At 66.5% G+C, this 13,013-nt stretch carries 13 protein-coding genes; 4 read left to right on the top strand and 9 right to left on the bottom strand.

Features of this window, described 5'->3' with window-relative positions:
* Positions 1–4: 4 nt before the first annotated feature.
* Entirely contained in the window at positions 5–280 is a 276-nt protein-coding gene (gene fis, locus AB4Y98_RS13110; RefSeq protein ID WP_006397198.1) for a DNA-binding transcriptional regulator Fis, read from the top strand.
* Between the two features lie 49 nt (positions 281–329).
* Here the strand turns inward: fis and AB4Y98_RS13105 are convergent, their stop codons facing one another.
* The 6 genes from AB4Y98_RS13105 to AB4Y98_RS13080 are packed head-to-tail and all read right to left on the bottom strand — an operon-like array spanning position 330 to position 6,143.
* Entirely contained in the window at positions 330–1,325 is a 996-nt protein-coding gene (locus AB4Y98_RS13105; RefSeq protein ID WP_223496862.1) for a phosphatidate cytidylyltransferase, read from the bottom strand.
* Complete coding sequence (locus tag AB4Y98_RS13100) at positions 1,322–1,951, bottom strand: lysophospholipid acyltransferase family protein (protein WP_025878621.1); 630 nt, start codon at positions 1,949–1,951, stop codon at positions 1,322–1,324. The genes AB4Y98_RS13105 and AB4Y98_RS13100 overlap by 4 nt, the downstream gene beginning before the upstream one ends.
* Before the next feature lie 12 nt (positions 1,952–1,963).
* Positions 1,964–2,401, bottom strand: coding sequence for a hypothetical protein (locus AB4Y98_RS13095; protein WP_336032581.1), 438 nt, complete (start codon positions 2,399–2,401; stop codon positions 1,964–1,966).
* Entirely contained in the window at positions 2,398–3,732 is a 1,335-nt protein-coding gene (locus tag AB4Y98_RS13090) for a phosphatase PAP2/dual specificity phosphatase family protein (protein ID WP_336032583.1), read from the bottom strand. The genes AB4Y98_RS13095 and AB4Y98_RS13090 overlap by 4 nt, the downstream gene beginning before the upstream one ends.
* A complete protein-coding gene (locus tag AB4Y98_RS13085; RefSeq protein ID WP_223496867.1) occupies positions 3,732–5,483 on the bottom strand; it encodes a bifunctional alpha/beta hydrolase/class I SAM-dependent methyltransferase in 1,752 nt (583 codons plus the stop codon). The genes AB4Y98_RS13090 and AB4Y98_RS13085 overlap by 1 nt, the downstream gene beginning before the upstream one ends.
* A gap of 39 nt (positions 5,484–5,522) precedes the next feature.
* On the bottom strand, positions 5,523–6,143 hold the full coding sequence (locus AB4Y98_RS13080) for a CDP-alcohol phosphatidyltransferase family protein (protein WP_442244486.1): 621 nt from the start codon (positions 6,141–6,143) through the stop codon (positions 5,523–5,525).
* Between the two features lie 213 nt (positions 6,144–6,356).
* On the opposite strand from AB4Y98_RS13080, the gene purH reads away from it, so the two are divergent.
* The 3 genes from purH to purD are packed head-to-tail and all read left to right on the top strand — an operon-like array spanning position 6,357 to position 10,178.
* Positions 6,357–7,940, top strand: a complete 1,584-nt coding sequence (gene purH, locus AB4Y98_RS13075; protein WP_442244485.1) for a bifunctional phosphoribosylaminoimidazolecarboxamide formyltransferase/IMP cyclohydrolase — start codon at positions 6,357–6,359, stop codon at positions 7,938–7,940.
* Between the two features lie 17 nt (positions 7,941–7,957).
* Complete coding sequence (locus AB4Y98_RS13070; RefSeq protein WP_442244484.1) at positions 7,958–8,836, top strand: hypothetical protein; 879 nt, start codon at positions 7,958–7,960, stop codon at positions 8,834–8,836.
* A gap of 58 nt (positions 8,837–8,894) precedes the next feature.
* Positions 8,895–10,178: a phosphoribosylamine--glycine ligase gene (purD, locus tag AB4Y98_RS13065; protein ID WP_442244483.1), complete on the top strand. Its 1,284-nt coding sequence runs from the start codon at positions 8,895–8,897 to the stop codon at positions 10,176–10,178.
* 135 nt (positions 10,179–10,313) lie between these two features.
* Here the strand turns inward: purD and rpoH are convergent, their stop codons facing one another.
* The 3 genes from rpoH to AB4Y98_RS13050 form a co-directional block, all read right to left on the bottom strand.
* On the bottom strand, positions 10,314–11,189 hold the full coding sequence (rpoH, locus tag AB4Y98_RS13060) for an RNA polymerase sigma factor RpoH (RefSeq protein WP_100462199.1): 876 nt from the start codon (positions 11,187–11,189) through the stop codon (positions 10,314–10,316).
* Positions 11,190–11,443: 254 nt separating this feature from the next.
* The gene (gene ung, locus AB4Y98_RS13055; protein ID WP_312108806.1) at positions 11,444–12,169 is read right to left on the bottom strand and encodes a uracil-DNA glycosylase; all 726 of its coding nucleotides are present in this window, start codon (positions 12,167–12,169) and stop codon (positions 11,444–11,446) included.
* Positions 12,166–13,008: a response regulator gene (locus AB4Y98_RS13050; protein WP_025878611.1), complete on the bottom strand. Its 843-nt coding sequence runs from the start codon at positions 13,006–13,008 to the stop codon at positions 12,166–12,168. Before AB4Y98_RS13050 ends, ung begins: the two co-directional genes overlap by 4 nt.
* Between the last annotated feature and the right edge of the window lie 5 nt (positions 13,009–13,013).

Genomic DNA, 13,013 nt, shown 5'->3' with positions numbered 1-13,013 from the left:
CCCCTTGAACGCTGTCCTTTCTCGTCCTGACAACAGTCGTGGCGCTGCCCGGCCACCGCTGCGCGAACATGTGGCCCAGTCCGTGCGCCGTTACCTGCGCGACCTCGATGGCTGCGATGCGGACGATGTCTACGAGATCGTGCTGCGCGAGATGGAGATTCCACTGTTCGTGGAAGTGCTCAACCACTGCGAAGGCAACCAGAGCCGCGCGGCCGCGATGCTGGGCATCCACCGCGCCACCCTGCGCAAGAAGCTGAAGGAATACGGCATCAGCGCGTAAGCGCGTTCCCGGTAGATCCACGCCATGCGTGGATGGCCCGCCGACGGAATCAACTGCCGCCACCCGCCTTCCAGTAGTAACGCACCACGTGGAAGAACACCGGCGCGGCGAAGCACACTGAATCCAGCCGATCGAGCATGCCGCCATGGCCCTCGATCATGTTGCCCCAGTCCTTGATGCCGCGATCGCGCTTGATCGCCGACATCACCAGGCCGCCCCAGAACCCCATCAGGTTGATCAGCAGCGACAGGCCGAACGCCTGCAGCGGCGTGAACGGGGTGATCCACCAGAGCGCGGCGCCCAATGCGCTGGCACAGAGCACGCCGCCCACGAAGCCTTCCACCGTCTTCGACGGCGACAGCTTCGGCGCGATCAGGTGCTTGCCCAGCAGCTTGCCCCAGATGTACTGCAGCACGTCCGACGACTGCACCACGATCACAAGGAAGGCGAACAGCAGCACGTTGCGCGCCGGATCGTAGCCCGGCACGCGCAGGTTCAGCAGCAGCGGCACGTGCGAGATGCAGAACACGCAGATCATCAAGCCCCACTGCACCTTCGACGTGCGCTCCAGGTAGTGGGTGGTATCACCACCGATGGTGGCCAGGATCGGCAGGAACAGGAACGCGTACACCGGGATCAACAGCGTGTACATGCCATACCAGTCGATCCACACCAGGTAGTACTGCCACGGCAGCACGATGTAGAACGCGGCCAGCAACGCGTAGTAGTCGCCCGATCGTGTCGGCGCCAGGGTGATGAATTCGCGCAGTGCGAACAGCGAGATGATGGCGAACAGCACGATCACTCCGGCGCGCCCGAAGAACAGCGCCAGCCCCACCACGATGGCCATCACCCACCACGCGCGGATGCGCGAGACCAGGTTGGCGATTACCGCGCTGGGTTGTCCACGCTGGCGCCAGCGCAGGGTTTCGGACACCAGCGTGGCCAGCACCAGAACCGCACCCACGCCCGCGAACAGCAGGCCGGTCTGCTGGCCCACGCTGCGTGCGGCGAGATCACCGGAAACGTCGATCATGAAGCTCATGCACGGCCTCCGTTCGGGGCCAGGGCCAGCAGCGCCTGCCGGCTGCGCGCCAGGAACGCGGCCTTGTCCTCATCGGCCTGCAGCCGCAGCGGCGTACCAAAGGTTGCCGTGCACAGCAGCGGCAGCGGCAGGAAACGCCCCTTCGGCATCACCCGCTTGAGGTTGTCGATCCACACCGGCACGAACTCCAGCTCCGGGCGTTGCCGGGCCAGGTGGTAGATGCCGCTCTTGAACGGCAACAGCGGCTCATCGCCGATGTTGCGCGTGCCTTCCGGAAACAGGATCAACGAACAGCCCTCATCCACCGCATCACGCAGCACCTGCAGCGGATCCTGATGGCGGTTGCCCGCCTCACGCTCCACCAGCACGCCATTGAACACCGCGTCGATCAGATAGCGTCGCAGACCGTCGCGCTGCCAGTACTCGGCGGCGGCGACCGGCCGTACCTGGCGCCGCAGCGCCGGCGGCATCGACGACCAGATCAGCACGAAATCACCATGACTGGCATGGTTGCCGTAGTAGACGCGGTGCTCGCTGGACGGCGCGCAGCCAACCCACAGCGCGCGTGCGCCGGTCACTACATGGATGGCCGCGCTGCAGGCGCGGGCGATCAGTTCAGCAAACATCGGCACCTCCGGTCAGGTCTGCGGCCACAGCACGGCCAGCAGCAGGGCAGCGAACTGCAGCAGCGTGGCGGCGTACTGGCGCATCAGCAGACGCCGCATGCCGGTCCAGCGCGCATCCCAGCCACGCGTCGGCGCCTGTGCGTCCAGCCTGCGCAGGCCGGCCGTGTGCAGTGCCTGGTCCACCCGCTGTGCCGCGTCTTCACCCTGCAGCCCCTCCTGCTGCAGCAGGCGCAGCAGGCTGGCGTCCAACTGCACGCGCACCGCGTAGTACGCCTGCAGAACGCCTGCAACCAGGCTCAGCAGCAGCAGGCCGGCGGCGAACATCGCCAGCCCAGGCTCGATGCCCAGCAGCAACAGGGCTACCAGCAGCAGGCCCAGTGACAACGCGGCAGGCAATCGCCCCTGTCGCAGCAGCAGGTGCATCATCGGCAGATCGGGCACGGCGCTCATGCAATGGTCTCCTGCGCGGCAGCGGCCGCGATCACCTGTAGATGAACGTCGTGCAGCACGATCGACGGCCGCGCGCCACGCACGATCGACACGGCGTCGGCCGCATCGCGCGCACGGCCGGTGCGCAGCAGCCAGGTCGCCACGCTGGCCGCGCTGCGCGAATACCCCAGCGCACAGCAGACCAGGACGGGGCCATGGCCGCGCAGGCGTTCAATGGCATCTGCCGCTGCACGCAGCTGCGCGGCCGACGGCACCACCAGGTCCAGCATCGGCACGCTGGCGTACGCTGCTCCCGGCGCGCGGCAGGACAGCTCGGCACAGGTGTCGACCACGCCCACCAGCGGTGCCGGCAGTGCGGTGCCTGGCAGGCGCCCCAGCCAGACCGCGTCAGCCACGTGCACCGGCTGCGGCGCACGGCGCGTCCACAGCCGCGAATTGATCCATGCGGCAGCCAGGTACGGTGCCAGCAGCCAGCGCGCCGCCATCGTCAACCGGCCATCGGCGCGCTTCTGGAACACCGCCGTGCCCAGCCCGGCGTAGGCCAGCGACACCAGCAGCAACGACACCATGGGCCACAGCAGCCACAATGCGGTGCCGCGCAGCATCACCACCGGCACCAGCAGCAGGCCGGCGCCCAACACATACAACGCGGCCAGCCGCCAACGTTTCGGGTCACCGGCGGCCTGCCAGGCACGCAACGGCGGCGTGCCCTGCTCCGGCCACAGCCACACGCACAACCAGCCGGCCAGCAGCCCGGTGGGAATGTCGATGAAGTGATGCTGGAACGTGGTCAGCACCGAAATGCCGATCAGCAGCGCCCACACATGCAGCACCAGCCGCCAGACCCCGTGCAGGTACTGCGCGAACTTCACCCACAGCACGATCAGCAGCACGATGTGCAGCGACGGCGCCTGGTTGAATGGTTTGTCGAAGCCCAGCAGCACGTCGAACAACCAGCCGAACACACCGCCGATTTCCGGCCGTTCGAAGCTGAAGCGCAACGGCCACAACAGGAAGCACGCCACCGCGATCACCTGCGCACTGAGCAGGCGCAGCGCGTGCCGGTCCAACTCCAGCCGGCGCCGGCACAGGAAGAACGAGATCGCATAGAACAGGTCGATCGACCAGTACGGCACGATCGTCCACGGCACGAATGGAATCCGGGTCTCCCAGGCGAACGCCATCACCGGCAGCTGGGCATGGCGGCCGGCCATCCAGTTGGCGAAGCCATAGCTGGCGAAGAAGAACGGACCGAGCAGGGCCAGCCACAGCAGGGCGCGCCGCCAGGGGCGCGCCTCGCTGGATGATGCGGTTGCCGCCAGCGTCGCCATCACGCGATCCGTCGTGCCAGCGATACGGTGAAGATGCCGAAATCATCGATGCGCTGGGCCACCTTCTGGAAGCCGGCCAGGCGCACCAGTTCGTCCATCTCGTGCTGGGTACGGCGGCGCATCACCCACGCCGCGCCACCACGATGGCTGGTCAACGCACGCGCGATGAACTCCAGCTGCGGATGCCACGGCTGCCCGGTGTAGGCCAGGTAACCGCCCACCGGCACCGTCGCAGCGATGCCCTGCAGCGAACGCAGCACCGCATCGTTGTCCGGGAATAGTTCGTACAGGCCGGACACCACCGCCAGCGTCGGCGCAGGGTCCACCGCTGCCAGCTGCGCCGGATCGAACGCATCGCCCTGTTCGAAGCGGGCGATGTCGGCCGCGCCGAGGCGCTCGATCAAGGCTTTGCCCTGGGTCACGTTCAGATCGCTGAAATCGCGCAGCACGATGCGGTCGGCACGCTGTTCGCCCTGGCCGAGTGCTTCCAGCACGTAACGGCCATGGCCGGCCGCCACGTCCAGTACGCGCACCGGCGCACCCTGCCCGCGCAGTCGCTGGGCGGCATCGCGCAGCAGTTCCTGCAGGTGCTTGCCGCGCACGCGGATGCCGCGCCAACCGATCGCATCCAGATAGTTGCGGTCGACCATCCGGCCCAGCGGGCCCTTGCCCCGCGCCTCATCACGGTAGATGTAGTCCAGCGTGCTGCCCGAGTCGAAGCCGGTCTGCAGGCCCAGCGCGATGCCCTCCGACAGCGTGCCGCCGAAACGCAGGCCACCGCGCACCACGCGCCAACGCAGGTCGGCCAGGCTGTTGCGTTCCGGTGGCCAGGACAGGATCTCCGATTCCTCGAAGGTCGGGCCATGCCGATGCGCATCGCGCCGCGACAGCTCCTGCAGCGGTTCGGCAAAGCGTGCCTGGATGAAGCTGCGGATACGCGCCAGCGCCGGCGCACGGTCGCGCTCGCCGAGGGTGTCGTGGAAGAAGCCCGGCAGGTGCACGCGCTCCTTGATCGGGCTGGACAGGCGTTCGTAGAAACGGTCCTGCGGGCCACGATGCACCACGAAGTCCGAGCCCGATACCAGCAACTGCACCGGCACGCTGATCGCCTGCGCGTCGGCCACGATGCGGTCGGCGGCTTCGTACAGGCCCAGCAGCACGCGCACCGAGATCGGCCGGGTGATCAGCGGATCGGTGCGGTAGCTTTCCACCCGTGCCGGGTCGTGGGTCAGCCACTGCGGCTTGACGTAGCTGTTGACGAAGAAGTTGCCGCGCAGCTTCTGCATCAGCGCCAGCCCAGCGCGTGCGAACGGCACGTACAGCTTCACCTTGAAGGCGGGCGAGGCCATCACCAGCGCGCGCAACCGCGGCGCATAGTCATGCACCCAGGTGGCGGCAACCACCGCGCCCACGCTTTGTGCGATGACCACGATGTCCTCCACCGCGATGCCATGCTCGGCACCGATGTGGGCGATGAAACTGTCCAGGTCGCGTACCAGCGCCGGGAAGCCCGGTGCATCGCCGCGCGTGCCGGGTGAACGGCCGTTGCCGCGCGCATCCCATGCAAAGAAAGCTGTGTCGGGCAGGTCCAGTTCGTCGACCAGATGGGTGACCCGGCCTGAGTGTTCATGGCCGCGATGCAACAGCACGATGGCCTTGGCCGGCGTGGTTGCCGTGGTGCTCGGCCAGTACCGGTAGAACAGCGGTACCTGGTCGAAGCTGTGGAATTCCCGTTCCTGCGCCTGACGCATGCAATCTCCGTATTGATTGGGCGTGTAGTCTTGTTGTGTTTACCGCTGCGGTGTCGCCGCAGCTTCCTTCAATCCCTGGCGTACGCGACGGGCCATCGTCAGCACACACAGCAGTGCGGCCAGTGCGGCGACCGCGCTGACCACGGTCGCGCCTGCCCAGCCAAACGCCAGCAGCAGGCCCAGCACGCCGATCACGAACGCGCGGTCGCTCTTGCCCATCGGGCCGTCATAGCGGCGGCTGGCGCCGACCATCAAACCCAGTACGCCGGCGTACTCGCTCAGCGCGGCGGCCCAGGCCAGCAGCCACAGTGCCTCCGCACGCACGCCCGGTACGCTGAGCAGGCTCAGGTACAACGCTGCGTCGGCGATCACATCGCACAACTCGTTCAGATAGGCGCCCAGCCGCGATTGCTGGCCAAACTCGCGGGCCAGCATGCCGTCGACGGCGTTGAGGGCCATGCGCAGCAGCATCCACAGCGGCAGGGCCAGATACAGCAGCGGCTGGGTGGGAGCGCAGCACCACACCGCAGCGGCCACCAGCAGCGAGACCACGGCCGCAGCCACGGTCACCGTGTTGGCGGTGATCCCCATGCGGTACAGGCCGTGTACGGCCGGACGCAGCAGGTCCTGGAAACGTCCTTTCAATGCATAGATCGACACGATCTGAACCCGCTAATCCTTGGCAGTGCGGGCACAGCCTACCTGATTGCGACAGCACCACGTATCGAATTGCCTCCAATGCCGGTCCATGCAGACGCTACCGAGCGCACCCGCGACGGGGTCTGCACCGGCCAATTTCCCCCACCAGCACCCGCCACCGGCCCCCACCGCCTACAATATCGGCCCCGCTCCGCTGCCGATTGCCCTGTCCCCATGACTGCTGATCTGTTGCCCGTCCGCCGGGCCCTCCTCTCCGTTTCCGACAAGACCGGCCTGGTCGAGCTGGCCACCGCGCTGGCTGCACGCGGCGTGGAGCTGCTGTCCACCGGCGGTACCGCCAAGGCGATCCGCGATGCGGGCCTGGCCGTGAAGGACGTCGCCGAGGTCACCGGCTTCCCGGAAATGATGGATGGCCGGGTCAAGACCCTGCATCCGATGGTGCATGGCGGCCTGCTGGGCCGCTCCGGCCTGGACGACGCGGTGATGGCCGAGCACGGCATCGGTGCCATCGACCTGCTGGTGCTGAACCTGTACCCGTTCGAATCGGTCACCGCCAAGGCCGACTGCACCCTGGCCGACGCGGTGGAGAACATCGATATCGGCGGCCCGGCGATGCTGCGCTCGGCGGCCAAGAACTTCGCCCGCGTGGCGGTGGCCACCGACCCGTCGCAGTACGGCGAACTGCTGGCCTCGCTGGATGCCAACGACGGCCAGCTGTCGGCCGGCACCCGTTTCGCTTTCTCGGTGGCCGCATTCAACCGCGTTGCCCAGTACGACGCGGCGATCAGCAACTACCTGTCGGCGGTCACCGCCACCGACGCCGCCGTGCCGGTGCGCGCCGAATACCCGGCACAGATGAATTCCACCTTCGTGAAGGTGATGGACCTGCGCTACGGTGAGAACCCGCACCAGAGCGGCGCGTTCTACCGCGACCTGCATCCGGTGCCGGGCACGCTGGCCACCTTCCAGCAGCTGCAGGGCAAGGAACTGAGCTACAACAACCTGGCCGATGCCGATGCAGCCTGGGAATGCGTGCGCCAGTTCGACGCGCCGGCCTGTGTCATCGTCAAGCATGCCAACCCGTGCGGCGTGGCCGTTGGCGCCGGCAACGGCGATGCCTACGAGCTGGCCTACGCCACCGACCCGACCAGCGCCTTCGGCGGCATCATCGCCTTCAACAAGCCGCTGGACGCAGCCACCGCGCAGGTGATCCTGGACCGCCAGTTCGTTGAAGTCCTGATTGCACCGGACTACGAACCGGCCGCGTTGGAATACGCGCAGAAGAAGGCCAACGTGCGCGTGCTGCGCATCCCGCACGGCGACGGCCTGAACAACTTCGACAACAAGCGCGTGGGCTCCGGCCTGCTGCTGCAGTCGTCGGACAACCGCGGCATGACCCGCGACGAACTGAAGGTGGTCAGCAAGCTGGCACCGACCGACAAGCAGTTCACCGACCTGCTGTTCGCCTGGAAGGTCGCCAAGTTCGTGAAGTCCAATGCGATCGTCTACGCCAAGGACAACCGCACCATCGGCGTGGGTGCCGGCCAGATGAGCCGCGTCTACTCGGCGCGCATCGCCGGCATCAAGGCGGCCGATGCGAACCTGGTGGTCGAAGGGTCGGTGATGGCCTCCGATGCGTTCTTCCCGTTCCGCGACGGCATCGACGCCGCTGCCGCCGCCGGCATCAAGGCGGTGATCCAGCCGGGCGGTTCGATGCGCGATGCTGAAGTCATCGCTGCCGCCGACGAACATGGCCTGGCCATGGTGTTCACCGGCGTCCGCCACTTCCGCCACTGATTGCTGGAGCGACACGGATGTCTGCAGTCTCTTTGAAACCGCTTGCCGTGCTCGCCTTCGCTGGCACCGCCCTGCTGGCCGGCTGCAAGCCGGCTGCCGAACCCGCATCTGCCCCGCAGGCAGATGCGGCAAAGCCCGCCGCCCGCGAACCGGCAGCGCATGTCAGTCGCACCGCGCGTCTGCAGGCGTTCCTGACCGGGCGTTACGGCAAGGACGCCAAGCTTTCCGGCCAATGGCGCGGCAGCTGGACCCAGGACGATGAAACGCGCGCGATCGACTGGCAGGTCTGCGCCGAGCAACCGGTGGTGACCGGTGACAGCTGGCAACAACTACTGGCGGTGTGCGGTGCGCTGGTCGATGGTGCGCATATCGACCCGGGAACGATCGAGTTCTTCGTGCTGCAGCCCAAGGGCGATGGCTTCGGGGTAACCAGCGAACTGACCGGCGAGCGCTTCGGCAGTGGTGGCCAGCCCGGCACCGCCAGCATCATCCGCGCCGGCAGCGATTTCTACGGCTTCCGAGTCGAGGATGGCTGGTTCGGCCAGGGCTTCTCGCTGCTCTCGCAGACCCTGGTCCTGCCGGGCCCGAAAGGCCTGACCAGCACCGGCAACGTGCGCAGCCACATCGACAACGACGCCCAGTACGAATGCGAGAACGTCGACGCGGCCGCCGACCCCGATACCGCCGAAGACTGCCGCACCCGCCGCTTCAGCATCGATTTCGCACTGCGTTTCGACGACAGCGACCGCAGTGCGCGCGTCTGGCCACTGCTGATCGAGGAAACCGGCAACACCTGCGGCGGCAAGCGGGTGCGCCAGGAGCACCGCTTCACCCTGGACGCGAAGTCCTGGACCTACTCCTTCCCCGAATCACTGCGACGCGAAGGCTGCGAGTGAACCACGCGCGCCGCCGGGGCTATCGACCTTCCCTTCCCACGCAATCTGGAATCTCGTGATGAACGTACTTGTCATCGGCTCTGGCGGCCGCGAACACGCCCTGGCATGGAAGCTGGCCCAGTCCTCCCGTGTCACTGAAGTGCTCGTGGCACCCGGCAATGCCGGCACCGCCAACGAAGACAAGTGCCGCAACGTCGCGGTGAAGGTCACCGACATCGATGGCCTGCTCGCGCTGGCCCAGGCCGAAGGCGTGGCGCTGACCGTGGTCGGCCCGGAAGTGCCGCTGGTGGCCGGCGTGGTCGACCGCTTCCGCGCCGCCGGGCTGCGCATCTTCGGGCCGACGGCGGCAGCCGCGCAGCTGGAAGGCAGCAAGGCCTACGCCAAAGACTTCCTGGCACGCCACAACATCCCCACCGCGTTCTATTCGGTGCACACCGAGGTGGACGCGGCACTGGCCTACCTGCGCGAGAAGGGCGCGCCGATCGTGGTCAAAGCCGACGGCCTGGCCGCCGGCAAGGGTGTGATCGTGGCAATGACCCTCGCCGAAGCCGAAGACGCGGTGCGCGACATGCTCTCGGGCAACGCCTTCGGCGATGCCGGTGCACGCGTGGTGATCGAGGAATTCCTCGACGGCGAGGAAGCCAGCTTCATTTCGATGGTCGATGGCGTGCATGCACTGCCGATGGCCACCTCGCAGGATCACAAGCGCGTCGGCGACGGCGACACCGGCCCGAACACCGGCGGCATGGGTGCGTACTCGCCGGCTCCGGTGGTGACACCTGAAGTGCATGCCCGGGTGATGCGCGAGGTGGTGAACCCGACCGTGCAGGGCATGATTGCCGATGGCATTCCGTTCACTGGCTTCCTCTATGCCGGCCTGATGATCGACGCCAGCGGCGCGCCGAAGGTGATCGAGTTCAACGTGCGTTTCGGCGACCCGGAAACCCAGCCGGTGATGCTGCGCCTGCAGTCGGACCTGGTGGAGCTGGTGGAAGCGGCGATCGATGGCCGCCTGGACCAGGTGGAAGCGCAATGGGATCCGCGCCCGTCGCTCGGCGTGGTGCTGGCAGCCAAGCCTTACCCGGAAACGCCAATCACCGGCGAGGTGATCTCCGGCCTGGATGAAGTGCCGGCAACGGCCAAGGTGTTCCATGCAGGAACGACGCTGGATGCGCAGGGCCAGGTGCTCAGCGCCGGTGGCCGCGTGCTGTGCGTGGCGGCGTTGGGCGACAGCGTGCGCGACGCGCAGGCGAACGCGTATGCGGGTGTGGCGAAGGTGACCTGGGCCAACGAGTTCCACCGCAGTGACATCGGCTGGCGGGCGATCGCACGCGAAAACTAAGACCGCGCTGATCCACGCATGGCGTGGATCTACTGGATCGCGAAGTAGATCCACGCCATGCGTGGATTGAATACCTCGGAAAAAGCAAAGGCCCGGCAATGCCGGGCCTTTCCATTACTCAAACGCTTCATCGCCTCAAGCGGTGAACAGCGCCTTCATCTTCTTCAGCGCGTTCGCTTCGACCTGGCGGATACGCTCGGCCGATACGCCGTACTCGTCCGCCAGTTCCTGCAGCGTCACCTTGCTGTCCGCATCCAGCCAACGGCGGCGGATGATGTCGCGCGAACGCGCATCCAGTTCCGCCAGGCCTTCGCGCAGCAGCTGCATCTGGTTGTCTTCGCTGTCCTCGCGCTCGTAGGCCATCGACGGATCTTCGTCATTGGCCACCAGATACGCAGCCGGCGACGGCGGCGCGTGGTCGTTGTCTTCATCGGTCGGCGCATCGAAACCGATATCGCGGCCGGACAGGCGCGATTCCATTTCAAGCACCTCGCGCTCGGACACGTTCAGGTCCTTGGCCACCGCGGTGACTTCGGCGGCGTTCATCCAGCCCAGGCGCTTCTTCGATTTGCGCAGGTTGAAGAACAGCTTGCGCTGCGCCTTGGTCGTGGCGACCTTCACGATGCGCCAGTTCTTCAGGATGAACTCGTGCATCTCGGCACGGATCCAATGCACGGCGAAGGACACCAGGCGCACGCCCATGTCGGGGTCGAAGCGCTTGACCGCCTTCATCAGGCCGATGTTGCCTTCCTGGATCAGGTCGCCCAGCGCGAGGCCGTAGCCGTTGTAACCGCGGGCCACGTGCACCACGAAGCGCAGGTGCGAATGCACCAGCTCACGGGCAGCGTCCAGATCGTTGCCGTCGCGGAAGCGACGGGCCAAGTCCTGTTCGTTATCGACCGACAGCACCGGGATCTGGTGCACGGCACCGATATAGGCGTCCAGCGAACCGAGCGCACTGGGAATCGGCAGATTGTTTGCCACAAGGGCAGTAGAGGTGTTCTGGCTCATAGGCACCCATCTTAGCAGTCTGGGATTTGGACTGCTAAAGGAGGAAAAAGTTCCAGCATTCCACTGATGAAACACTGGTCCCAAACAGAGCCCTACCGTAACGCGATTTGATGACAGTGGCGAGCGCGCTTTTCGGGATACACAATCCCTTGGAATTCAACCCACTAGCCCAGAAAACACGGCCATTCGGGGTCAAAGGGAGCTGAACAGGTGGCGGCTTCGCCCATTCAATACCGGGCAGCGTTGCCCGCCGTTCAGCCCGATGGCGACAGCATCGCCCGCGGCGGCAGCGACCAGTCGATCGGCGCCTGGCCACGGCGCTGCAGGTACTCGTTGGCCATCGAGAAATGGCGACAGCCGAGGAACCCGCGGTGGGCCGACAGCGGCGACGGATGCGGGGCTTTCAGCACGCGGTGGCGGCCGGTATCGATCACCTTGCCCTTCTGCTGCGCGTAGGCGCCCCAGAGCATGAACACCAGGCCCTCGCGCTCACGGTTCAACACATCCACCACATGGTCGGTGAAGCCTTCCCATCCGCGCCCCTGGTGGGCACCGGCCTTGCCCTCTTCCACCGTCAGCACCGCGTTGAGCAGCAGCACGCCGCGCTGTGCCCAGGGAATCAGGCAGCCATGGTCCGGACGGCCAATACCGAGGTCACCCTCGATTTCCTTGTAGATGTTCAACAACGACGGCGGCACCGGCACGCCCGGCTGCACCGAGAAACTCAGACCATGGGCCTGCCCACGGCCGTGGTACGGGTCCTGGCCGAGGATGACCACTTTCACCTGATCAAACGGGGTGGCATCGAAGGCGGCGAAGATCTGCGGGCCGGGTGGGAACACCGCCGCACCGCTGGCCTTGCGCTGCCGCAGGAAGCTGGACAGCTCGCGCATCTGCGGCTGCAGCAGGTAATCGCCCACACGCTGTTTCCAGCTCGGTTCCAGCTGGATCGCCGGGGTGTCCACTACTTCATCGATCATCGCAACAGGGGTCCATCATTCAGTCGGGCCAGCCGCAGCTGGAACAGCACCTTGGTGATCAGCAGGCGCTCTTCGATCGGCTTCAGCACCAGGTCGTTGGCGCCAGCCTGCAGCAGGCCGGTCTGGTTGTGCGGATTGCCATCGCCGGTCATCACCAGCACCGGCAGGCGGCGCTTGCCGTAGCCGAAGTCCACGCGCACGCGCTGCACCACGTCGCGGCCACTCAGCTCTCCCTTCAGGGTCACATCGGTCAGCACCAGGTCGATGCGATGGCGGCTGCGCCCCAGCGATTCGGCGGTCAGCAGGGTGAACGCTTCTTCGGCGCTGACCACATGCATCACGTTGAGCTGCTGGCGCTCGAGCATGCGCTTGGTGGCCTCGGCCACCACCCGGCTGTCCTCGATGTAGAGGATGGTCGCGCCGGGAATGGTCTGCGGCTGCACGTAGCCGCGCACGAACGTCGCAAGGGCCTCGTGGCCCAGCGATTTGTCGAAATAGTCGGTGACGTACTCGGTGAAGCGGCGCTGCTCCAGGTGCTGCTGGGCGTCGCCGGAGACCACGATCACCGGCACATAGGCCTGCCCTGCCGCTTCGCGCACCATCCGCGCCAGCGCCAGGCCGTCGCCATCGCGCAGGGTCAACGAGGTGGTGACCAGATCGACCGGGCCCTGCGCCAGCGCATGCTGTGCGTCTTCGATGCTGTCGCAGCCGATCACCTCCACGCCCGGCAGATCGCGCTGCAGGACGTCGGCAATCAGCTTGCGTACCAGTTTGGAACCGTCAACCACCATCACCCGCGTCGCGGGCCCTTCAAGGTGCTTCAGCGCTTGCGGTTGCATGCCGG

The organism is Stenotrophomonas sp. 2YAF26, from assembly GCF_052114625.1.
Lineage (GTDB): Bacteria > Pseudomonadota > Gammaproteobacteria > Xanthomonadales > Xanthomonadaceae > Stenotrophomonas > Stenotrophomonas indicatrix.
This window is presented reverse-complemented; position numbering and strand designations above follow the sequence as displayed.